The following is a 26351-nucleotide window of genomic DNA, read 5'->3' as shown; positions in this document are numbered from 1 at the left end:
ATTGCCCCTGTATTTTTATCTAAAAAGTTCGGTAAAAAATAACCGCACTTTCAGACAGAGGATTGGAAAAATGGCTGAAATTACAGCAGCATTAGTTAAAGAACTTCGTGAACGTACCGGCGCAGGTATGATGGAATGTAAAAAAGCATTAGTTGAAGCGAACGGCGATATTGAATTAGCCATCGATAATATGCGTAAATCCGGCCAAGCAAAAGCAGCGAAAAAAGCGGGCCGTGTGGCAGCTGAAGGCGTTATTATTGCACGTGTTGAAGCAGGTTTCGGCGTGTTAGTGGAAATGAACTGTGAAACCGACTTCGTGGCAAAAGATAGCGGTTTCTTAGCATTAGCCAATGAAGTAGCTGATTACGCAGCGGCAAATAAAGGTTCTACTATCGAACAATTACAAGCACATTTTGAAGAAAAACGTGCAGCATTAGTTGCGAAAATCGGTGAGAATATGACTATCCGCCGTGTTGCTTACTTAGAAGGTAACGTTATCGCACAATACTTACACGGTGCGAAAATCGGTGTATTAGTTGCCGGTGAAGGTTCTGTTGAAGAATTGAAAAAAGTGGCGATGCATGTTGCCGCATCTAAACCTGATTTCGTCAATCCGGAAGATGTTTCTGCCGAAGTTGTGGAACACGAGCGTCAAATCCAAATCGATATAGCTATTAATTCAGGAAAACCAAAAGAAATCGCAGAGAAAATGGTTGAAGGCCGTATGAAGAAATTCACCGGTGAAGTTTCTTTAACCGGTCAAGCGTTCGTTATGGATCCTTCTCAATCTGTGGGTGACTACTTAAAATCAGTCAATACTTCTGTTTCTAACTTCATTCGTTTAGAAGTGGGTGAAGGGATTGAAAAAGTAGAAGAAGATTTCGCGGCAGAAGTGGCGAAAATCACTGGCGGTAACGCTTAATTCTTCTATTTTAAAAGATTAAAAAAGCCGATAAATTAATATCGGCTTTTTTATTATTTGCGTTTTAGACGAATATCAATGGCGGGATCATCTCCTTTTTCGTATTTTTCATCGATCCGTTTTTGTAACCCAAAATCATCTTTATCCGCTTCAGGAGAAAATAAATCTTCGTCCCTTGTGAGTTTTGGATTTTTGATACCTATCCAATTTGCAATGCCTTCCACAAAATTCAAACCGGATTTAAATACCTTATATTCTTTACGTTCGGTATCGTCAGAAGCGATTTTAAACAATGGAATATTGTGATGGCTGCGGCTAAAGCAGTTTTGATTGAACAATATTAGATTATGTTTTTCATCTTTTTGGTGGCATAACCCGTGATCAGAGAAATAAATCATCGAAAAAGTGCGGTGATTTTTTTGTGCGTTTTGTTGCAGTTGTTTATAGACGCGTTCTAAAAATTCATCGGTTTTCTTGATAGAAGAAATATAACAATTTAAATAGGCATATTTCGGATCAATTTCGTCATCCTTAAAAATTTTCGGGTAGTCTTCCACACGATCGCAAGCCCAAGGGTGAGAACCGTAAATATGCAAGACAATGAAGCGTTTGTTTTCTGTCGGGTTTTCCAATATTTGGACGAATTTGGGTAATAAATCAAAATCGCTATAATTCGTGGAGTTGGAACTGCCGCCTTTTTTTAAAAAGAAGGTTTCATCGGATTTTGCAGCAAGAGAGGAAACCGGCGTATCAAATTCACCCAGTAACCCTTGATTGGATAACCAATAGGTTTTAATACCGGCAGATTTGATGAGATCCACTAAACTTAAATCATAGTTCGGTTCCCATTTTTCTTTGTTTGGTAGCGTAAGCATTAAACGTAAAGAGGCGATTGTATTGGTACCGGCAGAGCGGAATCCGTTAATGAGAGTACCTTTTGCATTTGACATAAAAGGCGTGTTTTTCACGGGATAACCATAAGCATGATGATAATCTTGGCGTGCACTTTCTCCAATGATTAACACATAATCATCGTAGCGGGAATCTTCTAAAGTTGATTTTCCCCAGTTATGCGAATGCGACATTTGTTTGAGTTTTTTGACTTCATCATAAATTTTTAACGTTGAATTAACGCTTTCTTTTACGGGAGCGGCGAGGGGAAGATGATAAGCAAAAAGTAATGCCGACAGGGTAAGAAAAGTTTTGTTACGATAAAATTTAATGCTGAATTTGACCGCACTTTTATATTGGATAAATATTAAAATCGGAATAGCCAAAGCAATGAGGTAGCCGAGCGTCGGAATTTGCAATAAAAATTCTCTGGTTTCCAACATATCCGTGGCAAAAACCGAGGCAATATATTGATAGCTCGGTGCGCCGAAATTGAGGCCGACAGGTGTGTAAAACGCATGTACACAGGCGATCGGCAACAAAATAAAATAGAACGTTTTTTTACTGCTACTCAATAAAAGAATCAGGACGGCGGCAAGTAAAATGAATCCAATATTGGGTTGAGGAAACATTCCTGTGCCAATCAGTATGAAATAACCTGCCACCATGGCACAAATAAAAATCCAAAGTGTGGTTAAAATCAGCGGTATTTTTAGGGTGTTCATACTATCTCTATGGAGAAATAAATGCGCTTATTATCCAGTTTTTAATGAGAATTTCAATCTCTAATATCTTCACTCTTGCGCAGTTATTTTATAGAATAGGGCAATTTTTTAAGCCCAAAAAGGAAAAGACAATGAGTCAACCAATTTACAAACGTATTTTATTGAAATTAAGCGGTGAAGCATTACAAGGTGATGAAGGGTTTGGGATTGACCCGTCAATTCTCGATCGTATGGCATTAGAGATCAAAGAATTAGTGGAGATGGGGGTTGAAGTTGGTGTTGTGTTGGGCGGCGGTAATTTATTTCGCGGCGCAAAATTAGCGAAAGCCGGTATGAATCGTGTAGTGGGCGACCATATGGGTATGCTTGCTACGGTGATGAACGGTTTGGCAATGCGTGATGCACTACATCGTGCCGACGTGAATGCAAAATTAATGTCGGCTTTTCAGTTAAACGGTATTTGCGATACTTATAACTGGTCGGAAGCGATTAAAATGTTACGGGAAAAACGTGTGGTGATTTTCTCGGCAGGAACGGGCAGTCCATTCTTCACGACCGATTCTGCTGCCTGCTTGCGTGGCATTGAAATTGAAGCGGATGTGGTGTTAAAAGCGACTAAAGTGGATGGCGTGTATGATTGCGATCCGGCTAAAAATCCACAAGCAAAATTATATCAACATCTTACCTATGCAGAAGTAATTGATAAGGAATTACAGGTAATGGATTTAGCCGCGTTTACCTTAGCCCGTGACCACGGCATGCCGATTCGTGTCTTTAATATGGTTAAACCCGGCGCATTACGCAATGTGGTACTGGGTACAACGGAAGGCACAACGATTTGTTAATTGAATCGGATTGGTGAATTGAACTAGGAAAACGCAATGGAATTGAGTACAATCGTTGCGTTTTTAATTTTTACTAAAAGGAATAGAATACATGATTAATGAAATTAAAAAAGATGCGCAAGATCGTATGGATAAGAGCCTTGAAGCGTTAAAAGGACATATTGCTAAAATTCGTACAGGTCGTGCCCAACCAAGTTTATTAGATGCGATCCAAGTAGAATACTACGGCGCTGCAACACCACTTCGCCAATTAGCCAATGTAGTCGCGGAAGATGCGCGTACACTTGCGGTAACGGTATTTGATCGTTCATTAATCGGAGCGGTGGAAAAAGCGATTTTAACTTCCGATCTCGGTTTAAACCCGTCTTCTGCCGGTACGACGATTCGCGTACCGCTTCCGCCATTAACGGAAGAACGCCGCCGTGATTTAATTAAAATTGTTAAGGCAGAAGGTGAGCAAGGCAAAGTCGCTATCCGTAATGTACGTCGTGATGCGAATGATAAAATCAAAGCATTGCTAAAAGACAAAGAAATCAGTGAAAACGAACAGCATAAAGCGGAAGAGGATATTCAAAAAATTACTGATCAATTTATTAAGAAAGTTGATGAAGTTTTAGCAGAAAAAGAAAAAGAGCTATTAGATTTTTAATTGTTACCAAGGTAAAGATACAAACATGTTTGGCGGATTAATGATAAAAAATATTAAATCTGATTTGGTTACAGGTTTATGTTTTTCTATTATTTTGCAAGTATCTTTGAAACAAAAATAATCTTAATCGCGAAATAAAGGACGCATTGGCGTCCTTTTTACTCAATATAAAGTGCGGTCAAAAATTTATGCAAAAACAAAATATTGTGATTCTTGGTGCAACGGGCTCGATTGGACAAAGCACCTTATCCGTAATTGAACATAATCCGGAAAAATATCATGCCTTTGCCCTTGTCGGTGGAAAAAATGTTGAGGCAATGTTTGAAAAATGCGTGAAATTTCGACCGCACTTTGCTGCGCTTGATGATGTCGCGGCCGCCAATATGCTAGGTAAAAAGCTTTCGGCACAGGGCGTGGTAACGGAAGTATTGGCGGGACAAAAGGCAATTTGTGAACTCGCCGCACATCCTGATGCCGATCAAGTTATGGCCGCCATTGTTGGTGCGGCGGGGCTATTACCGACTTTATCTGCGATAAAAGCCGGTAAACGCGTGCTATTAGCCAATAAAGAGGCGTTGGTAACTTGTGGAAAAATTTTCATTGATGCGTTGAAACGGCACAATGCCACTTTGTTGCCGGTAGATAGCGAACATAATGCGATTTTCCAGTCTTTACCGCCTGACGCACAACAAAAAATCGGTTTTTGCCCGTTAGCCGAATTAGGCATTAGTAAAATTGTGCTAACCGGATCAGGTGGCCCTTTTCGTTATACCGCATTAAACGAATTTAAACATATCACACCGGAGCAAGCGGTTGCTCACCCGAATTGGTCAATGGGTAAAAAAATTTCGGTGGATTCAGCCACAATGATGAATAAGGGGTTGGAATACATTGAAGCACGTTGGCTGTTCAATGCCAACGCGGATGAAATGGAAGTTATTATTCACCCGCAATCCATCATTCATTCTATGGTGCGTTATGTGGACGGATCGGTTATTGCACAAATGGGGAATCCTGATATGCGAACGCCGATTGCCGAAACGATGGCTTATCCCTATCGTACCTTTGCCGGGGTTGAACCTTTAGATTTCTTTAAAATCAAAGAACTCAGCTTTCTTGAGCCTGATTTTAACCGTTATCCGAATTTAAAACTTGCGATAGATGCCTTCGCCGAAGGGCAGTATGCGACAACCGCAATGAATGCCGCAAATGAAATTGCGGTACAGGCTTTCTTGGAGCGTCGTATTTCATTTACCGATATTGCCAAAATTAATCAAGAATCGGTATTAAAAATGCCAAGTATGGTTATCTCAAATATTGATGATGTGTTAGCTGTTGATGAGCAGGCTCGTATTATTGCCAAACAATTAATTGAACGATAGTAAAAGTGCGGTCACAAACAAACTTATTTTATGATAGAACTTGATAAGAATAATATCCCGTTACATGTCGCCATTATTATGGATGGTAACGGACGTTGGGCAAAGCAGCGTAATAAATTACGTGTATTTGGTCATACCCAAGGTGTCGGTGCGGTTCGCCGGGCTGTCAGCTATGCCCGTCAAATCGGTGTGAAAGTGCTGACACTTTATGCTTTTAGCAGTGAAAATTGGAATCGTCAGGAACACGAAGTCAGTGCCTTGATGCAACTTTTTATGCAAGCATTGGATCGTGAGGTGAAAAAATTACATAAAAATAATATTTGCCTAAAAATTATTGGCGATACCTCACGTTTTAGTGAAAAATTACAAGAAAAAATTAAAAGAGCAGAAAATTTAACGGAAAAAAATACCGCACTTACTCTAAATATTGCCGCGAATTACGGTGGTTGTTGGGACATCGTACAGGCAACCAAACAAATCGCGAATAAAGTAAAAAATAATGAGATAGAGTCGGAAGAAATTACCGAACAATATTTTCAGCAACATTTGATCACGCAAGATCAGCCGCAAGTGGATTTATTAATTCGTACCAGCGGTGAGCAGCGGATTAGTAATTTTCTACTTTGGCAAATTGCCTATGCGGAACTGTGTTTTTTAAATGTTTTATGGCCGGATTTTAATGAACAGGATTTTAATCAAGCCATTGCGAGTTATCAACAACGTCATCGCCGTTTTGGCGGGACAGAATAAATGGAGAAATTATGCTTAAGGAACGTGTATTATCGGCTATTGTGCTTATTGCGCTGGTACTTTGTGCCTTGTTCTTGTTTAGCCCTTTTTATTTTGCTTTAGGATTAGGTTTTGTCGCCACATTGGGGATCTGGGAATGGACTCAATTTGCACGTTTTAAACAACCACTGATACGCTTAGGTATTGCCGCATTTTTAGGGTCGTTTATCTTCTTATGGATTTTCACCGAAAGTCATTATTTAGATGCCGGTCGTGTTTTTGAGAATTATCTTCCGTTTATATTGCTTAATTCGGTGATTTGGTGGGGGATTGCATTATTGTTTGTTATCACTTATCCCAATTCTGCAAAATATTGGGGCAAAAATAAGCCTATTCATTTGCTATTTGCTTTTGCAACCTTGATTCCTTTCATTGCTGCTGTCTTGCGTTTGCGTCTGGAACAATATACGCAAAATCCTCATCACGGCTTATTTTTACTGCTTTATGTGTTTGTGCTGGTTTGGGCGGCAGATTCCGGGGCATATTTTGCCGGTCGGGCATTGGGTAAACATAAACTTGCCCCAAATGTTTCACCAGGTAAAACTTGGGAGGGCGTATTCGGTGGGTTAATTACCGCGGCACTCCTTGCTTGTGCATTTATTTACTTTTCTCGTGAAACCTTACTTGGTAACCGTGCGATGACAGAATTTGTGATTCTCTCGGTGGCGACGGTTGCGATTTCGGTTTTAGGTGATTTAACGGAGAGTATGTTTAAGCGGGAATCAGGGATCAAGGACAGCAGCCAACTTATTCCCGGTCATGGCGGGATTTTGGATCGTATCGATAGCTTAACGGCAGCCGTCCCCTTTTTCACCTACTTTTATTTCTTTGTATTGTAAGGATTGATCATGTCATTTTTATGGTCGCTAGGTTCTTTTCTGATCGCTATCTCGGTATTAGTGGCGGTTCACGAATACGGCCATTTTTGGGCGGCACGCAAGTGCGGTGTAAAAGTACATCGTTTTTCTATCGGTTTCGGTAAAGTGCTTTGGCGGCGCACCGATAAACAAGGAACGGAATTTGCCCTATCGATGCTCCCCTTGGGGGGCTACGTTAAAATGTTAGACGGACGGGTGGAAGATGTCCCTCAATCATTAAAATCCCAAGCGTTTGATCAAAAGTCGGTATTACAACGCGCCTTTATTATTGTCGCGGGACCGTTAGCCAATTTTATTTTTGCGATTATGGCGTATTGGCTGATTTATTCCGTTGGTATTCCAAGTGTAAAACCGGTGATTGAAAGTGTTGCACCGAACTCCATTGCCGCGCAGGCAAAAATTGAAGCAAACTCACAAATTATGACAATCGACGAACGAGAAGCGCCGGATTGGGAAACCATTAATATGCTACTGGCTGCAAAGTTAGGGGAATCTCAAGTGGATATTGGTTTTGCACCTTTTGGCTCAAGTGTTACTTATGAAAAACGCTTGGATTTATCCGATTGGCGATTTGATCCTGAAAAAGAGAATGCTTTTGAATCTTTGGGAATGAACCCGGTTCGTGCGAAAGTGGAAATGACTTTATCTAAAGTAGTCGATAATTCACCGGCACAGAAAGCTGGCTTGCAAGTCGGCGATAGAATTTTAAATGAAAATTTGACCGCACTTTCTTGGCAGGATTTTGTTAAACAGGTCGAACAAGGCTTGCCGATTCCTTTAAAAATTGAACGTGACGGCAATATTTTTGACAAAACGGTGCAGCCGGAAAAAAATCAAGAGAATCGTTGGTTTGTGGGAGTAAGCCCAACCTTTTTAAATATCGGTGAGCAGTACCGTACAGAATTAAAATATGGTATTCTTGACGCGCTATCGAAAGGCATAGAAAAAACGGGACAATTATCTTGGTTAACCGTTAAAGTGATTGGTAAATTATTTACCGGTGATCTTTCTTTAAATAATTTAAGCGGCCCAATTTCGATTGCAAAAGGCGCAGGCGTTTCATCAAGTATAGGATGGGTTTATTTCCTGAGCTTTATGGCGTTAATCAGCGTCAATTTAGGTATTATGAATTTATTTCCGTTGCCGGTTCTGGATGGAGGACATCTGGTGTTTTTGGCAGCTGAAGGTATTAAAGGAAAACCTGTTTCCGAACAGGTACAAAATTTAAGTTATCGCATTGGGGCGGCATTGCTATTAAGCTTAATGGTATTTGCACTTTTCAATGATTTCTTACGTTTATAAATTTTTATAGTAAATAGGATACAGTCGATGAAAAAACTTCTAATCGCAAGTTTATTATTCGGTACGACAACAAGCGTGTTTGCTGCTCCTTTCTTGGCAAAAGACATTCGCATAGATGGCGTTCAGGGTGAATTAGAACAGCAAATTCTCGCAAGTTTGCCAGTTCGTGCAGGTCAACGTGTGACCGATAATGATGTGGCAAATATTGTTCGCAATTTATTCGTAAGTGGTCGATTTGATGATGTAAAAGCTTATCGTGACGGAGATTCTCTTGTCGTGAGTATCATTGCTAAACCGATTATTTCGGAAGTGCATATTAAGGGGAATTCTTTAATTCCAACGGAAGCATTAAAACAAAATTTGGATGCGAACGGCTTTAAAACCGGTGATGTACTGAATCGTGCAAAACTTGATGAATTCGTGAAAGGCGTAAGAGAACATTATAAAAGTGTTGGACGCTATAATGCGAAAGTCGAAGCGATTGTAAATACGCTGCCAAATAATCGTGCGGAAATCAATCTTCAGATTGATGAAGATGATACGGCAAAATTAAAATCCGTTACCTTTAATGGTAATACGGCGGTTTCCAGTAGCACATTGCAAGAACAAATGGAGTTACAACCGGACTCATGGTGGAAGCTATGGGGCAATAAATTCGATGCAACCCAATTTGATAAAGATTTACAATCTATCCAACAGTACTATCAAAATAATGGTTATGCAAAAGCGCATATTACTAATACGGATGTCCGGTTAAATGATGAACAAACCAAGGCGGAAGTCACTATCGATATTAACGAGGGTGAAAAATACGATTTAACCGGCGCGCGTATTGTTGGTAACTTAGGCGGTATGGCAGAAGAATTACAACCGTTATTAAACACCCTTCACTTAAACGATACTTTTAGCCGAGCTGATGTTACCGACGTTGAAAATGCCATCAAAGCAAAATTGGGTGAGCGTGGTTACGGTAGTGCAACCGTTAATGCGGCTCCGACATTTGATGATGCGAATAAAACAATCGCACTAACTTTTGTGGTTGATGCCGGTCGCCGTTTATCTGTTCGTCAAGTTCAATTTGAAGGTAACACCGTTTCAGCCGATAGCACGCTACGTCAAGAAATGCGTCAACAGGAAGGCTCTTGGTACAACGCTCAATTAGTTGAATTGGGTAAAGTTCGTTTAGATAGAACGGGTTTTTTTGAAACCGTTGAAAGCAGAGTTGATCCGGTTGAAGGTACTAATGACGAAGTTAATGTGGTGTATAAAGTAAAAGAGCGTAATACAGGTAGTATTAACTTTGGGGTAGGGTATGGTACGGAAAGCGGTATCAGCTACCAAGCCAGTATTAAACAGGACAACTTTTTAGGTACGGGAGCTGCGGTAAGTTTAGCCGGTTCGCGTAATGACTACGGTACGACAATTAACCTTGGGTACACCGAGCCGTATTTCACGAAAGATGGCGTAAGTTTGGGCGGAAACGTATTTTATGAAACTTACGATAACTCTGATAGCGATACATCGTCTAACTATAAACGTACGACTTACGGTGGCAATGTTACTTTAGGTTTCCCGGTAAATGAAAATAACTCCTACTATTTAGGACTAGGTTACACCTATAATAAAATTAGTAATTTCTCTAGAGAATATAACCGTGACCTCTATTTGGCATCAATGAATTTCAATTCTACCTCAATTAAATCGAGTGACTTTGATTTTTCCTTTGGCTGGAACTATAACAGTTTGAACCGTGGTTATTTTCCAACTAAAGGGGTGAAAGCAAGTATTGGTGGTCGTGTCACCATTCCGGGATCCGATAACAAATATTACAAACTTAGTGCTGATGTTCAAGGCTATTACCCGCTTGATCGTGAACACCATTGGGTTATTTCTGGGAAAGCCGGCGTGGGTTATGCAAACGGTTTTGGCGGTAAACGTTTACCGTTCTACCAAAACTACACGGCGGGTGGCATTGGATCATTACGTGGCTTTGCGTATGGTGCAGTAGGACCGAACGCGATTTATTGGGTAAAAGATCAGAGTGGTAATGAAGGATATAACACTAAAGGTAGTGATGATATTGTTGGTGGGAACGCTATTGCCACAGCGAATGTTGAATTGATTATACCGACGCCGTTCGTGGCAGAAAAAAATCAGAATTCTGTAAGAACCTCGTTGTTTGTTGATGCGGCAAGCGTTTGGAATACAAAATGGAAGGAACAGGACAAAGCAAGATTCCCTAATTTACCGGATTACAGCGATCCAAGCCGCGTTCGTGCTTCTGCCGGTGTGGGCTTTCAATGGCAATCACCAATCGGGCCGTTGGTATTCTCTTACGCTAAACCGATCAAAAAATATGAGAATGATGATATAGAACAGTTCCAATTTAGTATTGGTGGTTCTTTCTAATCGAACTTTTTATTTATCTTCTAGTCAAAACAAACACTTGCACAGCACTTATTCAGGCTGTGCAAGCATGATTAACTACTTAACCTAACAAGGAAATTTCAATGAAAAATGTTTTAAAAGTGACCGCACTTTCAGTAGGTATTGCACTTGCATCAGGTTTTGCTGCGGCAGATGAAAATATCGCATTCATTAATGCAGGATATTTATTCCAAAATCACCCGGATCGTCAAGCTATTGCCGATAAATTAGATGCAGAATTGAAACCGACGGCAGACAAATTAGCCGCAAGTAAAAAAGAAATTGATGATAAAATTGCCGCAGCACGTAAAAAGGTAGAAGCAAAAGTTGAAGCATTGAAAAAAGATGCGCCGCGTTTACGTCAAGCTGAAATCCAAAAACGTGAAGAAGAAATTAATAAATTTGGTGCGAATGAAGAAGCTGCATTGACTAAATTGATGCAAGAGCAAGATAAAAAAGTGGCGGCGTTCCAAGAAGAAAGCGATAAACGCCAAGCAGAAGCCCGTGCAAAATTATTAGAAAGTATTCAAGTGGCAACCAACAATGTGGCAAAAACAAAAGGTTATACCTATGTGCTTGATGCAAACTCTGTGGTATTTGCAGTAGAAGGTAAGGATATTACCGAAGAAGTATTAAAATCAATTCCTGTGACAGAAAAAGCTGCCGCACCGGCTAAAGCGGAAGAGAAAAAATAATAGGTTCTCATAATGCAAAAATCCTATTCTTTACAAGAATTGGCCAATCAAATCGGCGCGACCATTCGTGGTAGCGCCGATACTATTGTCACAAACATCGCTCCTCTTGATAAAGCGCAAGCTCATCAACTCACTTTCATTTCCAATGCAAAATTTCGCCCATTATTAAAAACATCTCAAGCCGGTATTTTAGTGGTGTCCGAAGCAGACGTTGAGTTTTGTGCGAAAGAAAGTAATTTACTCATTGTTAATGATCCTTATGTAGCTTATGCGATTTTAGCGCAATATATGGATACTACACCAAAAGCAGCGCAAGGTATCGAACCAAGTGCGGTGATTTCTGAGGGCGTTTCTTTGGGTGAAAATGTGTCAATTGGAGCAAATAGCGTTATCGAAGAAGGGGCGGTATTAGGCGATAACGTGATTATCGGTGCAAATTGCTTTGTGGGTAAAAACACAAAAATTGCGGCCGGCACGCAACTGTGGGCGAATGTAACCATTTATCATGATGTGGAAATCGGCAAAAACTGCTTAATTCAATCCGGTGCGGTGATTGGCAGTGATGGTTTTGGTTATGCCAATGATCGTGGTCGTTGGATTAAAATTCCACAAGTAGGGCAAGTTATTATCGGTAACAATGTTGAAATCGGCGCTTGTACCTGTATCGATCGGGGCGCATTAGATGCAACGGTGATCGAGGATAACGTTATTATTGATAATCTTTGTCAAATTGCCCATAACGTTCATATTGGCACCGGCACGGCAGTTGCGGGCGGTGTGATTATGGCGGGTAGCCTGACAGTAGGACGCTACTGTTTGATTGGTGGTGCGAGTGTGATTAACGGTCATATGGAAATCTGCGATAAGGTGACAATTACCGGTATGGGAATGGTAATGCGGCCAATTACCGAACCGGGGGTTTATTCTTCCGGTATTCCATTACAAACCAATAAAGAGTGGCGTAAAACAGCGGCGCTGACTTTAGGTATTGATGGAATGAATAAGCGTCTAAAAGCGCTTGAAAAGAAAATCGGCTAATCCGTTTTAAAAACGCACCGCACTTTAGTGGTGCGTTTTGTTTTTAACCGTAAATATCGTATAATTCATGCGAATTTAGTGTTTATTTGTAAAGGTATCAACGTGTCAGAACAGCAAACAAGAGTGATCGAAGCAAAAGAAATTATGACTTTATTACCACACCGTTATCCGTTTTTGTTGGTGGATCGCGTGTTGGATTTTAAGGAAGGCGAATGGTTAAAAGCAATCAAAAATATCAGTGTAAATGAGCCTTGTTTTACCGGTCATTTTCCTGGTGAACCTATTTTACCGGGCGTGTTGATTTTAGAAGCGCTTGCACAAGCCATGGGAATTCTGGCATTTAAAACCCATGAATTAAAAGGTGGAGAATTATTTTATTTTGCGGGAATTGACGAAGCGCGTTTTAAACGTCCTGTGTTACCCGGTGATCAAATGGAATTGAACGTTCAAGTCGTCAAAGAACGCCGCGGAATTACCGCTTTTACCGGTATTGCAACGGTAAACGGTGAAGTAGCTTGTGAAGCTAAATTAATGTGTGCTCGTCGTTAATATAAATAAGGGGATAAATATGATCCATCCAAGTGCAAAAATTCACCCGACGGCACTCGTTGAACAAGGGGCGGTTATTGGTGAAGATGTTTTTATTGGCCCTTTCTGTATTGTTGAAGGTTCCGTTGAGATTAAAGCACGCACCGTGTTGAAATCACACGTCGTTGTACGCGGCGATACCGTGATTGGTGAAGATAACGAAATTTACCAATTTGCGACGATTGGTGAAGTCAATCAAGATTTAAAATACAAAGGCGAAGCAACGAAAACCGTTGTTGGCAATGGCAATCGAATTCGCGAGCATGTCACCATTCACCGTGGCACAATCCAAGGCGGAGGCGTAACGAGTATCGGTAATAATAATCTTCTGATGATTAACGTACATATAGCGCATGATTGCCAAATTAAAAATAATTGTATCTTGGCAAATAACGCGACTCTTGCCGGTCATGTCGAATTGGATGATTTCGTGATTGTAGGCGGTATGTCGGCGATTCATCAATTTGTCGTTGTGGGGGCGCATGTGATGTTAGGCGGTGGCTCCATGGTTAGTCAAGACGTGCCGCCTTATGTGATGGCACAAGGTAATCATGCCCGTCCGTTTGGGGTTAATTTAGAAGGTTTAAAACGCCGAGGGTTTGATAAGCCGACTATGCACGCAATTCGTAATGTGTATAAAATGATTTATCGCAGCGGTAAAACTCTTGAAGAAATCATCCCGGAAATTGAACAAATTGCTGAAACCGATTCCGCAATCAGTTTCTTTACCAATTTCTTTAAACGCTCAACCCGCGGAATTATTCGTTAACAGCGTTTCTCTCTTTAGACAGAGTAAACCTCATTAACCAATTAACCGCACTTTAGTCCAAAGTGCGGTTATTTTTTAGGATAAATTTAATGAACAAGGAAAATCCTACTATTGCGCTTGTGGCCGGAGAAATCTCGGGGGATATTCTCGGTGCAGGCTTAATTAGCCGGCTTAAAGCCCATTACCCCAATGCTCGTTTTATCGGAATTGCCGGCCCTAAAATGATCGCTGAAGGTTGCGAAACTTTAGTGGATATGGAAGAACTTTCCGTTATGGGCTTAGCAGAAATTGTTAAACATCTGCCACGCCTACTAAGAATCCGTAAAAATGTGATTCAAACCATGTTACGTGAAAAGCCCGATGTCTATATCGGCATTGATGCACCGGATTTTAATTTAGATGTAGAACTGAAACTCAAAGCTGGAGGCATCAAAACTATTCATTATGTCAGCCCTTCCGTATGGGCGTGGCGACAGAATAGAATCCACAAAATTGCTAAAGCGACAAATCAAGTGCTGGCATTTTTACCTTTTGAAAAAGCGTTTTATGATAAATTCAATGTGCCTTGCCGATTTATCGGTCACACGATGGCGGATGCAATCCCTCTAAAACCTAATCGGGCGGAGGCTTGCCAATTTCTCAACATTGATCCTGCACAACGTTATTTAGCGATTCTTGTGGGAAGTCGGGGCGCTGAAGTAGAATTTTTAACCGAGCCTTTTTTGAAAACGGCATTATTGCTGAAAGCGCAATTTCCGGATCTGCAATTTCTTGTTCCCTTAGTGAATGAAAAACGGCGACAACAATTTGAAGCAATTAAAGCCCGAGTGGCTCCGGATTTAGCGATGCATCTGATTGACGGCAATGCACGTCAAGTATTAATCGCAGCGGATGCCACTTTACTGGCTTCCGGCACCGCTGCTCTTGAGGCGATGCTGTGTAAATCACCCATGGTGGTAGGCTATAAAATGAAACCGCTCACTTATTTCTTAGCGAAGCGTTTGGTGAAAACCGACTATATTTCTCTGCCGAATCTATTAGCAAATGAAATGTTAGTACCGGAAATGATTCAAGAAAATTGTGAGCCGACATTACTCGCAGAAAAACTGGCAGTCTATTTTTCGGATGAACAAAGTGCGGTTAAAAATCGCCACATATTAATTCAACGTTTCACGGATTTACACCGACAAATTCAATGTGATGCGGATAAGCAGGCCGCTCAAGCGGTGATTGAGCTATTAGAGGAAAAACAACATGTTTGAATATCCGCAAGGTTATCAGTTAATTGCCGGCGTAGATGAAGTGGGACGGGGGCCTTTAGTGGGAGCTGTCGTGACGGCGGCGGTGATTTTAGATCCCAATAATCCCATTGAAGGATTAGCCGATTCAAAAAAACTCACTGAGAAAAAACGTCTTGCCTTAGCAGAAGAAATTAAACAAAAAGCACTTGTATGGTCATTAGGGAGAGCGGAAGCGGAAGAAATTGATGAACTGAATATTTTGCAGGCATCCTTACTTGCCATGACGCGAGCGGTAAAATCGTTAAAAATTCAACCGCACTTTGTACTGATCGATGGTAATAAAATTCCTAAAGATCTCAATATTCCTGCCCAAGCTATTGTGAAAGGCGATAGCTTGGTGGCGGAAATTAGTGCCGCTTCTATTTTGGCAAAAGTTGCACGGGATCAAGAAATGGAAGCGTTGGATCGCCAATACCCGGAGTATGCTTTTGCCCAACATAAAGGATATCCGACGAAGTTACATCTAGAAAAATTAGCCGAATTAGGGGCATTGCCACAGCACCGCCGTAGTTTTGCTCCGGTTCGTAAAGTATTAGAACGTCGCTAAACATAAGAGGTAGGAGATGAATACCATATTCACAAATGCACTTTGGGTTAGCCCGCTTTTCTGGACACTTGCTCTGTTAGCCGTTGCAGTGATTTTATTCGTGAGAAATAAAGTGCGGATGGATGCCGTGGCACTTTTAGTGATGTTGGCGTTTTATTTGAGCGGTATTTTAACCACCAACGAAATTTTTGCCGGATTTAGCGATCCGAATATTATTTTGATCGCATTGTTGTTTATTATTGGCGAAGGATTGGTGCGTACTGGGGTTGCCTATCAAGTGAGTGAAGGGATCTTAAAACTTGCCGGAAATAGTGAAACCAAAGTCTTGGTGTTACTCATGCTTGCCGTGGCAGGCTTAGGGGCGTTTATGAGCTCCACAGGCGTGGTGGCGATTTTTATCCCCGTGGTTCTGATGATTTGTCGCCAAATGAACCTTTCCCCAAAACGCTTAATGATGCCGTTGAGTGTGGCAGGTTTGATTAGCGGTATGATGACACTTATCGCCACCGCGCCTAACTTGGTGGTGAATGCAGAATTAGTCAAAGATACCGGCACTCGTTTAAGATTTTTTGACTTCACCCCGATTGGTCTTGTCATTTTGTTGTTAGGTATCGGGTATATGTTGCTAACCCGCCGCTGGCTTGGGGGAAACATTGCTACGGATCACCAAGAAAATAACCAACGCTCCATGGCTGAATTGATTGATGAATATGGTTTACGCGGTCGAGCAAAACGTTTTGTGGTGCGTACCGGTTCGCCTTTTATCGGCAAAAATTTAGATGAATTACATTTACGTTCTAACTATGGGGTGAATGTGTTAGCGATTGAACGTTGGAAACGTTTTCGCCCAACTTATATGATGCCCCTTGCCACCTCTGAAATTCACGAAAAAGATATTTTAATGATCGATATCGGGCAGCAAGAATTTAATTTAGCGGAGTTTTGTCAAACCTATAATTTGGAGCCGGCAGAGATCAAGTCTCAATCTTTTGACGAACAGGCAAAATCTATTGGGATGGCAGAATTAGCCTTAGTACCAGGTTCGGCGTTGATTGATAAAACCACACAAGAGGTGGCGTTTCGCTCTCGTTACGGATTAAATGTGGTGGGTATCAAGCGGGATGGCGAATTGATTTCCGACAGTTTTTCCGGCACGCCTTATAAGCTTGGCGATTTAATTCTTGTTATTGGCGATTGGAAAGTGATTCAACAAATGCGTAACCGCACCAAGGATTTTGTTGTGCTCACCTACCCGAAAGAAATAGATCGTGTTGCACCAGCACAAAGCCAAGCTCCGCAAGCCTTGCTTTCTGTATTGGTGATGGTGTTGTTAATGGTATCCGGCCTTGTACCGAATGTGATAGCCGCCCTCATCGGCTGCTTAATGTTAGGCTATTTCCGTTGCGTCGATGCGAAAAGTGCTTATGATTCTATTCATTGGCCAAGTTTAATTTTGATTATCGGTATGATGCCGTTTGCCACCGCATTACAAAAAACCGGCGGGATTCAACTTGCTGTGGAGACGATGTTGCAATTAGTGGGGGATTGGGGAATGCATTTCGTGTTGATGATGTTATTTCTTTTTTGTGCTGTGATCGGATTATTCATTTCTAATACCGCGACAGCGATTTTAGTTGCCCCTATTGCCATTTCATTGGCACAGCAACTCCAAGTATCGCCTATCCCCTTTGCGATGGTGGTGGCAATTGCCGCATCAGCTGCCTTTATGACACCGGTTTCTTCACCGGTTAATACAATGGTTGTGGGGCCCGGAGGATACAAGTTTAGTGATTTCTTAAAAATTGGTGCTCCCTTTACATTGATTGTAATGGTGGTGAGTGTATTTTTAATTCCACTTTTATTTCCATTTTAAACATATAGATTTAATACAAAAATTTAAGGAAAAATATGACCGCACTTTTAAAAATAGGCCTTGTTTCCGTATCTGATCGGGCTTCATCAGGTGTCTATCAGGATCAAGGTATTCCCGAATTACAGGCTTGGTTAGAGAACGCGCTAATCGATCCTTTCCATCTGGAAACCCGATTAATTCCCGATGAACAAGAAATTATTGAGCAAACCCTAAAAGAATTGGTGGATGAACAAGGTTGCCATCTTGTCTTAACCACCGGCGGAACGGGGCCGGCAAAACGTGATGTTACCCCGGATGCCACGCTTGCCGTTGCCGATCGTGAAATGCCCGGTTTTGGTGAGCAAATGCGCCAAGTGAGTTTATACTTTGTACCTACGGCAATTTTATCCCGCCAAGTGGGTGTGATTCGTAAAGCAAGTTTGATTTTAAATTTACCGGGGCAACCCAAAGCCATCAAAGAAACCTTAGAAGGCGTGAAGGATAAAGACGGAAACGTGCTTGTGAGCGGTATTTTTAGCGCCGTACCTTATTGTTTACAACTCATTAATGGTTTGTATATTGATACTCACCCTAATGTGATTGAGAGTTTCCGCCCAAAAGCGGCAAGACGAGAAAATTTGGAGAAATAGGATGAAAAAGATCGAAGCGATGATTCGCCCCTTTAAACTTGATGATGTGCGTGAAAATCTTTCCGATATAGGCATTGCCGGGATGACCGTGACCGAGGTACGTGGTTTTGGCCGCCAAAAAGGGCATACGGAACTTTACCGAGGGGCAGAATATATGGTGGATTTTTTACCAAAAGTCAAAATGGAAATTGTGGTGCCTGATGATTTGTTGGAACAGTGCCTTGAAACTATTATCGAAACCTGCCAAACCGGTAAAATTGGTGATGGAAAAATTTTTGTTTATGACGTGGAACGGGTGATCCGCATTCGCACAGGTGAAGAAAATGAGGAAGCGATTTAGTGGAAAATAACCTAAATTTACACCGCACTTTACTGGGGATCGCCGCCGTTATTATTATTTTAGCGGGCATCAAATTAGCCGCTGAAATTGTTGTGCCGTTTTTGCTGGCACTCTTTATTGCGATTATTTGTTCACCTATCGTTAAAACAATGACTGACCGCCGTATCCCCCATTGGCTTGCGATAGTATTACTCTTTGTCTTGATTTCCCTGATTTTCTTCTTTTTAGTCGGACTAATTAATAGCAGCGTACGAGAGTTTACCCAGTCTATTCCTCAATATAAAGTCTTGCTTTCCGAACGAGTGAATGATCTGATGGCATTGGCACAACGTTTCAATTTGCCCGTTTATTTTTCACGGGAAACCATTCAAGAAAATTTCGACCCAAGTATCATTATGAATTTTGTGAGTCGTGTCCTGCTCAATTTTTCCGGTGTGGTGAGCAATGTGTTCGTCTTAGTGCTTGTGGTGATTTTTATGCTCTCTGAAGCCCCGACAATGAAACACAAAGTTGCGGTGGTAATAAGCGCTGCACCGAATGATGTAGAAAAGGAGGAACGCCATATTAACCGCATTTTGCAAGGTGTGATTGGCTACCTTGGAATTAAAACTATCACCAGTCTGCTTACGGGGATTGCTGTGTTTATTCTATTGGAAGTATGCGGTGTACAATATGCGATTTTGTGGGCGACATTAAGTTTTTTATTAAATTACATTCCGAATATCGGTTCTATCATTGCCGCTATTCCTATTATCGTACAGGCTCTGTTGTTGAATGGTTTCGGTATCGGTTTTGGTGTGACAGTTGGTGTGATTGTGATCAATATGGTCATCGGCAATATTCTTGAACCTAAAATGATGGGGCAACGCCTCGGGCTTTCCACTTTAGTCGTTTTTCTTTCCCTCTTATTTTGGGGATGGTTGCTAGGGACGGTGGGAATGCTACTTTCCGTTCCCCTTACCATGGCACTAAAAATCGCCTTAGAATCCAGCCCAAATATGGTGAAATATGCCGCCTTGTTGGGCGATGTGGAAAGTAAATTTTGAGTATATTAGAAGGCAAAGTACAATTAATTTAAGATCTTAATAAATTTAATTATACTTTTTTATTATGTTTATATTTTTTGCGGCATAATACTAAAAATTTATACGGAAAATAAAAGATGTACTTTACTTCATTAATAAAACCAAAATACACTTTTGCGTTGCGTTGCGTTGCGTTGCGTTGCGTTGGGCGTTGCGTTGCGTTGGGCGTTGCGTTGCGTTGGGCGTTGCGTTGCGTTGGCGTTGCGTTGCGTTGCGTTGCGTTGCGTTGCGTTGCGTTGCGTTGCGTTGCGTTGCGTTGCGTTGCGTTGCGTTGCGTTGCGTTTGCGTTGCGTTGCGTTGCGTTGCGTTGCGTTGCGTTGCGTTGCGTTGCGTTTGCGTTGCGTTGCGTTGCGTTGCGTTGCGTTGCGTTGCGTTGCGTTGCGTTTAAAACGTATCAGTTTTTACAAAAATTCTTTCAAAGAATTTTCTCAATTTGTTGTATGGGAGTGATATTCCATGCAATCTAATCAACTCTCATTTTTTAATACTTCTGATTCCTACAAACCCAAAATCCTATCTTTATTTTCTGGTTGTGGAGGCTTAGATCTAGGTTTTCATCAGGTTGGCTATGAAACAGTTTGGGCAAATGATTTTTCCCATTGGGCTTGTGAAAGTTTTCGTAAGAATATTGGGGATGTCATTGTAGAAGGTGATATTGAAAAAATTGATCCAAACGATCCATCCATTCCTGATTGCGACATCATTTTAGGTGGTTTTCCCTGTCAAGATTTTTCAATGATTTGGAAACAACCTGGCTTAGATGGCGAACGAGGTAATCTTTACAAAAGTTTTCTACGATTTGTGAATGCCAAAAAGCCAAAGGTCTTTGTTGCAGAAAATGTAAAAGGTTTGCTGACTGCTAATAAGAAAAAAGCTATTCAGCAAATTATTACTGATTTTGAAAGTTGTGGTTATTACGTCCAAGCAAAACTTTACAATTTTGCTGAGTTTGGAGTGCCACAATTTCGTGAACGGGTATTAATTGTTGGTATTCGATTAGATACGGGGTTTGATTTTAATCATCCAAAACCAACGCATAATGAAAATGGAGATGATGGTCTAGAGCCATATGTTACGGCAGGTCAGGCTATATCTGATATTCCTCAGAATGCGACGAATAACGAGTTGTTAAGGATTAGTGATAAAACTCGCAAAATGCTAAGCATGATTCCTGAGGGAGGGAATTTTACAGATATTCCTAAAGATCATCCTTTATATGTAAAAGGAATGATTAGCCATGTTTATCGTCGTATGCATAGAGATGAACCTTCAAAAACAATTATTGCTGCTGGGGGAGGTGGAACTTGGGGATATCATTATCCTGAACCAAGGGCATTTACTAATCGAGAAAGAGCAAGATTACAAAGTTTTCCAGATGATTTTGAGTTTGTTGGTTCAACTACAGAAGTTCGTCGTCAAATTGGAAACGCTGTACCACCACAGGGAGTCATTGAATTAGCAAAAGCTATTCTCCCTATTTTTGATGGAAATTATACAAAAGTAGATCTAAACAGAAAATTGGAATCAGAAAAAGCTTCTCTATTTCAGGATCGCCTTAATAAAATTCGTGGAGGTAAGTGATGAATGCTACAGTTTTCTCAAATATTGCGAATGCAAAAATTACAGAAAAGCCACTAAATAACGTTTGGATGGACTTGTTTAAATCCTCTGATGAAATCTTAATGGCTACAGGCTATGTTTCAAACGATGCGATCATTGAACTACATAAAATATTAGAGCTAAACAATCGAATTAGAAAAATTGATTTATTAATAGGAATGCACTATTTAGAGGGATTTAGTCGTTTACAGTATGACAGTGTATGTAGATTGAATCAGTTTCTTCAAAGAGAAAAACGTGGTTCAGTCTATGTCTCACCATTTGTGAAATTCCATGGAAAAATGTATTCCTTTAAGAATCAGCAAAAGATTAACGGTTTAATTGGTTCTGCGAATTTAACATGTTTTTGGGATAGAACAGAGAGAACTTATGAAACTATGCTGTATTTGGAAGGAAATTCGGCATTAAGTTTACAAACTGATATTAAAAATACGATTCAAAAATTAGGCAGAAATATAAGTGAGGTTGAAAAACCTAGAAAATTCATTGAATACAACAATAATTTAGAAAACTGTCTAGGAGTACAAAAAGTTGATTCTACAGAAGTCGCTAGATTATTTATTCAATCATCTATTTATCAATTTTTTATACCTGCGAAGACCGAAGAAAAAAGCAATCTTAATGTGTTTTTTGGTGAAGGGCGCAAGGATAAACGTGGTTTTATAAAACCACGTCCATGGTATGAAGTCGAAATAATTGTACCGAAACAAATTACATCTCAAGAAGGCTATCCTTTACACCGTACGTTTACTGTTATTACTGATGATGGTTGGAAATTCCAATGTAAAACATCTGGTGATTATTCAAAAAATTTTCGTTCCGAAAATGATCTAAAAACATTAGGGAAGTGGATTAAAGGAAAGTTAGAGGGTTCTGGGTGTTTACAAACTAATGAAATGATCACTGAAAAAACATTGCTTAAATATGGCAATGACCATTTTGAATTTCGTTCTACCGATAACCCTGATATTTGGTTACTTTCATTTAAGGGGAAGAATTAAATGCTACAAACCTACTTGAACCAACTTACTCCACATGAATTAGCTGAATCAGTAGAAAATACAGTTAAAGGCTTTATTACAAAGCTTTCTAAAACTGGATATGAACAGAAGAAGGCTCAGAATGTATTATTGTTAGGAAATGTACAAAGTGGCAAAACTGCTCAGGTATTAGGTATCTTAAGTGCATTAGCTGATGGAGATAATAAAGTTTTTCTCTATCTCACTACTGATAGTGTTGATTTGCAGGAACAGACAGTAAATCGTGCCAAATCTAATTTAGAAAACTTTATTGTTTTATCAGAAAATGATGATAAAAGTTTTACTCAGGTTATGAAAGCAAACAACCCTATTTTAGTGGTGATTAAAAAGAATGCTAGAGTGTTAAAACGGTGGAGAAATTTATTTACTAGCCAAACAAATTTGAAAGGTTACCCTTTAGTTATTGTTGATGATGAAGCGGATGCTGCAAGTTTAAACACTAATGCAGATAAGAAAAATAAAGAGGCGAGTACAATTAATAGATTGCTTGATGATATAAAAAATGCTTGTTGTCAAAGTTTGTTTATCCAGCTTACAGCTACACCTCAATCACTTCTTCTACAGCATGAAGAATCTAATTGGCAACCTGAGTTTATTCATTTTTTTGAAGCGGGAGAACAATATATTGGTGGTAATTTTGTTTTTTCCGTTCCACCAAGCTATATTGTTCGCTTTATTGATAGTGAGTTAGAAGAAATGAAAGATGAAAGTGATGAGCTTTCTGATGGTGTTGCTCAAGCATTGCGAGGTTTTCTTTTAACATGTTCCGAGTTTGATTTATGTGGAAAAACAAATTGTAATTTTGCCTTACATCCTAGTTATAAGATCCAAGATCACCAAGCTTTTGCTAATAAAATTCAAGCAGCTTTAAATGATTTGGTGCAAGCAATTAATAATGGCGAAGATTTAGTAGTAACATTTCAAGATAGTTATAACGATCTAAAGAAAACTAAACCAGATATACATCATTTTGAAGATTTATACGAAAAAGTGACCGCTCTTTTGGAGAATAAGCAAATTAATGTTGTGGTATTAAACTCTAAAACAGAAGCAAATTTTGAATTAGAAAAAGGTTTTAACGTTATTATTGGCGGTAATGTTATTGGACGAGGTTTGACTATACCTAAATTGCAAACGGTTTATTATAGTCGTACTTCTAAGAAACCAAACGCAGATACTTTCTGGCAACATTCCCGTATTTTTGGTTATGACCGTGATAAATCATTACTAAGGCTTTATATACCGGATGATGTTTATCATTTTTTCGTACAACTTAATCAGGCTAACAATCTTATCATTGAACAGGCTAAGAAAACAAATGGTGAAATTCAGGTAATTTATCCTAAAAATATTAGCCCTACGAGAAAAAACGTACTGAAGTCAGAAAGTGTAAATCAACTTGTTGGTGGAGTTAATTATTTCCCATTCAAACCAAATGAAAGAAATTTACAGGCGGTAAATGAATGTTTACCTACGATTTTAGGAGAGAAAGTTCAAGACGATTTATATCAACTCGGTATGGAGGATTTATTCTTGCTTTTAGATAAGCTGGGGAGATATTCTCCTGATGATTGGAATAAAGAAAAATTTATTTATAGTATAGAAGCATTGAATAGCCAGAGACCAAGTTTTAAGATTTATGTTTTAGTTAAACGAGAAAGACATTTATCTAAGGGGACAGGAACAATGCTTTCTGAAGATGATCGTAAGTTGGGAGAAAAATATCCGGATGATTTATTTTTAACTCTTTATCAAGTTATTGGAAGTAAAGAGAAAAAATGGCAGGGAAATGATTTTTGGTTACCAAATATTAAACTACCGCATAAAGGAATGGTTTATTGGAGTGTGAAATAAACGATATAAGAGATGCCATTTGGTTTTATTCAAATGGCATTTTGTTAATTAAACAACATTCTCTGTTTTCTGCTTTTCTTCATTTGTGCAACCAATATCACCACGAGAACAAGCACATATACGGCAAAGATAAACACCAACCATTGCACCATGGTGATACCGAATAGCGACCATTGGATGTTATCGCAGGAGCCTGTGGGCTTGAAAATGCTTGGTAACCATTGGTGGAATGGGAGGGTTTCCGGGAAATTAGGGATAAATTCACATTGTTTCCAAGGTGCAGGGTTCATTTGTAGATCAAGGTGACGAATGGAGATCATCAAGCCTTTAACCGCACTAAATAAACCTAATGCAAGGGCGATTAAGCGCAGGAACAGCGAACGGGGCGCGAGAAGACCAATAATGCCCGCAAGGAATAAACCACTCATTGCCAAACGTTCATACACGCAAAGAACACAGGGTTGTAACCCCATACCATATTGGAAATAAAGTGCGGTCAATTCTAAGGCTAAACTCGAAAGCACAAGTAATAACCAGGATGAGCGTTTTTCTGAAAATTGTTTAAAAAATGCGAGCATTTGTTCTCCTTAAATTGGCTGAATTAGGCCTAAATTTGCTAACCAAACGGTAGCAGTCGGTAAAATATACTCAATGGCAAATAAGCCCACTAAGGATAACACAATGGTATAAGGTAATGCCATGTAAACCATTCTGCCATAGGAGAGACGAATTAACGGGGCAAGCGATGAGGTTAATAAGAATAAGAAGGCGGCTTGACCGTTTGGTGTTGCAACTGACGGCAAGTTTGTTCCGGTATTGATTGCAACAGCAAGTAATTCAAATTGATGTGGTGTAATCACACCGTTAGTAAGTGCAGTTTTGACCTCATTAATATAAACAGTTGCGACAAAAACATTATCGGAAATAGCAGAGAGCAAGCCATTAAAGGCATAGAATAAAATAAGCTGCGTGCTTTCACTGGCAGATAAAACATAGTGAATAATGGGTGAGAACAGTTTTTGATCGATAATCACGGCAACCACAGTAAAGAATACGACAAGTAATGCGGTGAATGGTAAAGATTCTTGGAATGCTTTGCCAATCACGTGTTCATTGGTAATGCCGGTTAATGCAGTTGCGAGAACGATCACGCTTAAACCTATTAAGCCCACGGCAGCTAAATGAAATGCCAAACCGATAACAAGCCAAAGTGCGATAACAGCCTGCACAATCAATTTTATCTTTTCTTGTTTTGACATTTTTTGCGTGTTATTGCGATCTAAACGTGCTAATACCGCCCATACTTTACGAGGTAGTTTTGCACCGTAGCCAAATAATTTAAATTTTTCTACCAAATAGCAAGTCAGCAAACCAAACATTAAAACAGGTAGGGTGACGGGCGCCATACGGAAGAAAAATTCAATAAAGTGCCAATTTGCTTGTTCTGCAATAATTAAATTTTGTGGTTCGCCTACCATGGTCATAACACCGCCGAGTGCGGTTCCTACCCCGGCATGCATCATTAGACTTCTTAAAAATGCACGAAATTGTTCCAATGTAGCACGTTTATCACCTAATTTATCATCGTTGGTGATATCCACAAGATCATTTAATTTATTGCCTGAGGCAACTTTATGATATACACCGTAAAAGCCCATGGCGACACTAATAATTACGGCTACGACGGTTAATGCATCTAAAAACGCAGATAAAAATGCGGCACTGATACAGAAAGCTAAAGAAAGGGTAATCTTAGATTCAATGGCGACCAGCAAGCGGGTAAATACAAACAATAGGAGCTGTTTCATAAAATAAATGCCTGCCACCATAAACATCAGTAATAAAACAACTTCAAAATTTGCCATAATTTCAGTCTTTACATGGGCAGGATGTGTCATGCCGATAGCAATGGCTTCAATGGCGAGTAAACCACCGGGTTGTAGCGGATAGCATTTTAACGCCATTGCGAGGGTAAAAATAAACTCGGCAACTAAAACCCAGCCGGCGAGAAAGGGACTGATAAAAAAGAAGATAATCGGGTTAATAATAAGAAAGAGGATAATGGCAAATTTATACCAATCCGGGCTGGCGCCTAGGAAATTTTTCATAAAAGCTTGTGTGTAAGTCATAAATGGCTCCTGTTTTTTATAATACGCTCATTG

The 26351-nt window shown here is 40.0% G+C and carries 24 protein-coding genes and 1 pseudogene; 22 read left to right on the top strand and 3 right to left on the bottom strand.

Annotated features, from left to right (window positions below; translation table 11 throughout):
• The first annotated feature begins 70 nt into the window (after positions 1-70).
• On the top strand, positions 71-922 hold the full coding sequence (gene tsf, locus PNEUHYL_RS03850; protein WP_059365947.1) for a translation elongation factor Ts: 852 nt from the start codon (positions 71-73) through the stop codon (positions 920-922).
• A gap of 53 nt (positions 923-975) precedes the next feature.
• Here tsf and PNEUHYL_RS03845 read toward each other — a convergent pair whose 3' ends face one another.
• On the bottom strand, positions 976-2538 hold the full coding sequence (locus PNEUHYL_RS03845; RefSeq protein WP_059365946.1) for a phosphoethanolamine transferase: 1563 nt from the start codon (positions 2536-2538) through the stop codon (positions 976-978).
• Positions 2539-2669: 131 nt separating this feature from the next.
• Between PNEUHYL_RS03845 and pyrH the strand changes: the two genes are divergently transcribed.
• From pyrH to PNEUHYL_RS03740, 21 genes and pseudogenes are all read left to right on the top strand, one after another.
• On the top strand, positions 2670-3383 hold the full coding sequence (gene pyrH / locus PNEUHYL_RS03840; protein WP_059365945.1) for a UMP kinase: 714 nt from the start codon (positions 2670-2672) through the stop codon (positions 3381-3383).
• 91 nt (positions 3384-3474) lie between these two features.
• On the top strand, positions 3475-4032 hold the full coding sequence (gene frr / locus PNEUHYL_RS03835) for a ribosome recycling factor (RefSeq protein WP_059365944.1): 558 nt from the start codon (positions 3475-3477) through the stop codon (positions 4030-4032).
• Between the two features lie 188 nt (positions 4033-4220).
• Positions 4221-5414: a 1-deoxy-D-xylulose-5-phosphate reductoisomerase gene (gene ispC, locus PNEUHYL_RS03830; RefSeq protein ID WP_059365943.1), complete on the top strand. Its 1194-nt coding sequence runs from the start codon at positions 4221-4223 to the stop codon at positions 5412-5414.
• Positions 5415-5441: 27 nt separating this feature from the next.
• Positions 5442-6164 (top strand): annotated as a pseudogene (uppS, locus tag PNEUHYL_RS03825) (polyprenyl diphosphate synthase); the annotation flags it as partial.
• Between the two features lie 11 nt (positions 6165-6175).
• Positions 6176-7042, top strand: a complete 867-nt coding sequence (locus PNEUHYL_RS03820) for a phosphatidate cytidylyltransferase (RefSeq protein ID WP_059365941.1) — start codon at positions 6176-6178, stop codon at positions 7040-7042.
• Positions 7043-7051: 9 nt separating this feature from the next.
• Entirely contained in the window at positions 7052-8383 is a 1332-nt protein-coding gene (gene rseP / locus PNEUHYL_RS03815; RefSeq protein ID WP_059365940.1) for a sigma E protease regulator RseP, read from the top strand.
• A 27-nt stretch (positions 8384-8410) separates the two neighbouring features.
• Entirely contained in the window at positions 8411-10792 is a 2382-nt protein-coding gene (gene bamA, locus PNEUHYL_RS03810; RefSeq protein ID WP_059365939.1) for an outer membrane protein assembly factor BamA, read from the top strand.
• A gap of 101 nt (positions 10793-10893) precedes the next feature.
• The gene (locus PNEUHYL_RS03805) at positions 10894-11505 is read left to right on the top strand and encodes an OmpH/Skp family outer membrane protein (protein WP_059365938.1); all 612 of its coding nucleotides are present in this window, start codon (positions 10894-10896) and stop codon (positions 11503-11505) included.
• Between the two features lie 12 nt (positions 11506-11517).
• A complete protein-coding gene (gene lpxD, locus PNEUHYL_RS03800) occupies positions 11518-12543 on the top strand; it encodes a UDP-3-O-(3-hydroxymyristoyl)glucosamine N-acyltransferase (RefSeq protein ID WP_059365937.1) in 1026 nt (341 codons plus the stop codon).
• A gap of 102 nt (positions 12544-12645) precedes the next feature.
• Entirely contained in the window at positions 12646-13092 is a 447-nt protein-coding gene (gene fabZ, locus PNEUHYL_RS03795; RefSeq protein ID WP_077545184.1) for a 3-hydroxyacyl-ACP dehydratase FabZ, read from the top strand.
• Positions 13093-13111: 19 nt separating this feature from the next.
• The gene (gene lpxA / locus PNEUHYL_RS03790) at positions 13112-13900 is read left to right on the top strand and encodes an acyl-ACP--UDP-N-acetylglucosamine O-acyltransferase (protein WP_059365936.1); all 789 of its coding nucleotides are present in this window, start codon (positions 13112-13114) and stop codon (positions 13898-13900) included.
• A gap of 89 nt (positions 13901-13989) precedes the next feature.
• Positions 13990-15162 carry a lipid-A-disaccharide synthase gene (gene lpxB / locus PNEUHYL_RS03785; RefSeq protein ID WP_059365935.1) on the top strand — a complete coding sequence of 391 codons (1173 nt, stop codon included), beginning with the start codon at positions 13990-13992 and terminating at the stop codon, positions 15160-15162.
• Positions 15155-15748 carry a ribonuclease HII gene (rnhB, locus tag PNEUHYL_RS03780; protein ID WP_059365934.1) on the top strand — a complete coding sequence of 198 codons (594 nt, stop codon included), beginning with the start codon at positions 15155-15157 and terminating at the stop codon, positions 15746-15748. The genes lpxB and rnhB overlap by 8 nt, the downstream gene beginning before the upstream one ends.
• 16 nt (positions 15749-15764) lie before the next feature.
• Positions 15765-17621 carry an SLC13 family permease gene (locus PNEUHYL_RS03775; RefSeq protein WP_059365933.1) on the top strand — a complete coding sequence of 619 codons (1857 nt, stop codon included), beginning with the start codon at positions 15765-15767 and terminating at the stop codon, positions 17619-17621.
• A 35-nt stretch (positions 17622-17656) separates the two neighbouring features.
• Positions 17657-18250, top strand: coding sequence for a molybdopterin adenylyltransferase (gene mog / locus PNEUHYL_RS03770; protein ID WP_059365932.1), 594 nt, complete (start codon positions 17657-17659; stop codon positions 18248-18250).
• 1 nt (position 18251) lies between these two features.
• Positions 18252-18590 (top strand): nitrogen regulatory protein P-II, encoded by a 339-nt coding sequence (gene glnB / locus PNEUHYL_RS03765; RefSeq protein ID WP_059365931.1) that lies wholly within the window; start codon positions 18252-18254, stop codon positions 18588-18590.
• Positions 18590-19636 (top strand): AI-2E family transporter, encoded by a 1047-nt coding sequence (locus tag PNEUHYL_RS03760; RefSeq protein ID WP_059365930.1) that lies wholly within the window; start codon positions 18590-18592, stop codon positions 19634-19636. Before glnB ends, PNEUHYL_RS03760 begins: the two co-directional genes overlap by 1 nt.
• A 153-nt stretch (positions 19637-19789) precedes the next feature.
• Complete coding sequence (locus tag PNEUHYL_RS03755) at positions 19790-20125, top strand: hypothetical protein (protein ID WP_164703636.1); 336 nt, start codon at positions 19790-19792, stop codon at positions 20123-20125.
• A 6-nt stretch (positions 20126-20131) separates the two neighbouring features.
• A complete protein-coding gene (locus PNEUHYL_RS03750; protein ID WP_059365928.1) occupies positions 20132-21256 on the top strand; it encodes a DNA cytosine methyltransferase in 1125 nt (374 codons plus the stop codon).
• The gene (locus tag PNEUHYL_RS03745; RefSeq protein ID WP_059365927.1) at positions 21256-22296 is read left to right on the top strand and encodes a restriction endonuclease PLD domain-containing protein; all 1041 of its coding nucleotides are present in this window, start codon (positions 21256-21258) and stop codon (positions 22294-22296) included. Before PNEUHYL_RS03750 ends, PNEUHYL_RS03745 begins: the two co-directional genes overlap by 1 nt.
• Entirely contained in the window at positions 22297-24189 is a 1893-nt protein-coding gene (locus PNEUHYL_RS03740) for a Z1 domain-containing protein (protein ID WP_059365926.1), read from the top strand.
• 44 nt (positions 24190-24233) lie between these two features.
• Here PNEUHYL_RS03740 and dsbB read toward each other — a convergent pair whose 3' ends face one another.
• A complete protein-coding gene (gene dsbB / locus PNEUHYL_RS03735; protein WP_059365925.1) occupies positions 24234-24767 on the bottom strand; it encodes a disulfide bond formation protein DsbB in 534 nt (177 codons plus the stop codon).
• 9 nt (positions 24768-24776) lie between these two features.
• The gene (gene nhaB, locus PNEUHYL_RS03730) at positions 24777-26318 is read right to left on the bottom strand and encodes a Na(+)/H(+) antiporter NhaB (protein WP_059365924.1); all 1542 of its coding nucleotides are present in this window, start codon (positions 26316-26318) and stop codon (positions 24777-24779) included.
• Positions 26319-26351: the final 33 nt, after the last annotated feature.

Source organism: Rodentibacter caecimuris, from assembly GCF_001019715.1.
GTDB lineage: Bacteria > Pseudomonadota > Gammaproteobacteria > Enterobacterales > Pasteurellaceae > Rodentibacter > Rodentibacter caecimuris.
Note: the sequence above shows the minus strand (reverse complement) of the source record. Positions and strands in the feature narration are given on the sequence as shown.

What these genes read in the sequence shown, in the direction of transcription:
- tsf (WP_059365947.1), top strand. Translation starts at nt 71, where the DNA reads ATGGCTGAAATTACAGCAGCATTAGTTAAAGAACTTCGTGAACGTACC.
- PNEUHYL_RS03845 (WP_059365946.1), bottom strand. Translation starts at nt 2,538, where the DNA reads ATGAACACCCTAAAAATACCGCTGATTTTAACCACACTTTGGATTTTT.
- pyrH (WP_059365945.1), top strand. Translation starts at nt 2,670, where the DNA reads ATGAGTCAACCAATTTACAAACGTATTTTATTGAAATTAAGCGGTGAA.
- frr (WP_059365944.1), top strand. Translation starts at nt 3,475, where the DNA reads ATGATTAATGAAATTAAAAAAGATGCGCAAGATCGTATGGATAAGAGC.
- ispC (WP_059365943.1), top strand. Translation starts at nt 4,221, where the DNA reads ATGCAAAAACAAAATATTGTGATTCTTGGTGCAACGGGCTCGATTGGA.
- PNEUHYL_RS03820 (WP_059365941.1), top strand. Translation starts at nt 6,176, where the DNA reads ATGCTTAAGGAACGTGTATTATCGGCTATTGTGCTTATTGCGCTGGTA.
- rseP (WP_059365940.1), top strand. Translation starts at nt 7,052, where the DNA reads ATGTCATTTTTATGGTCGCTAGGTTCTTTTCTGATCGCTATCTCGGTA.
- bamA (WP_059365939.1), top strand. Translation starts at nt 8,411, where the DNA reads ATGAAAAAACTTCTAATCGCAAGTTTATTATTCGGTACGACAACAAGC.
- PNEUHYL_RS03805 (WP_059365938.1), top strand. Translation starts at nt 10,894, where the DNA reads ATGAAAAATGTTTTAAAAGTGACCGCACTTTCAGTAGGTATTGCACTT.
- lpxD (WP_059365937.1), top strand. Translation starts at nt 11,518, where the DNA reads ATGCAAAAATCCTATTCTTTACAAGAATTGGCCAATCAAATCGGCGCG.
- lpxA (WP_059365936.1), top strand. Translation starts at nt 13,112, where the DNA reads ATGATCCATCCAAGTGCAAAAATTCACCCGACGGCACTCGTTGAACAA.
- lpxB (WP_059365935.1), top strand. Translation starts at nt 13,990, where the DNA reads ATGAACAAGGAAAATCCTACTATTGCGCTTGTGGCCGGAGAAATCTCG.
- rnhB (WP_059365934.1), top strand. Translation starts at nt 15,155, where the DNA reads ATGTTTGAATATCCGCAAGGTTATCAGTTAATTGCCGGCGTAGATGAA.
- PNEUHYL_RS03775 (WP_059365933.1), top strand. Translation starts at nt 15,765, where the DNA reads ATGAATACCATATTCACAAATGCACTTTGGGTTAGCCCGCTTTTCTGG.
- mog (WP_059365932.1), top strand. Translation starts at nt 17,657, where the DNA reads ATGACCGCACTTTTAAAAATAGGCCTTGTTTCCGTATCTGATCGGGCT.
- glnB (WP_059365931.1), top strand. Translation starts at nt 18,252, where the DNA reads ATGAAAAAGATCGAAGCGATGATTCGCCCCTTTAAACTTGATGATGTG.
- PNEUHYL_RS03750 (WP_059365928.1), top strand. Translation starts at nt 20,132, where the DNA reads ATGCAATCTAATCAACTCTCATTTTTTAATACTTCTGATTCCTACAAA.
- PNEUHYL_RS03745 (WP_059365927.1), top strand. Translation starts at nt 21,256, where the DNA reads ATGAATGCTACAGTTTTCTCAAATATTGCGAATGCAAAAATTACAGAA.
- PNEUHYL_RS03740 (WP_059365926.1), top strand. Translation starts at nt 22,297, where the DNA reads ATGCTACAAACCTACTTGAACCAACTTACTCCACATGAATTAGCTGAA.
- dsbB (WP_059365925.1), bottom strand. Translation starts at nt 24,767, where the DNA reads ATGCTCGCATTTTTTAAACAATTTTCAGAAAAACGCTCATCCTGGTTA.
- nhaB (WP_059365924.1), bottom strand. Translation starts at nt 26,318, where the DNA reads ATGACTTACACACAAGCTTTTATGAAAAATTTCCTAGGCGCCAGCCCG.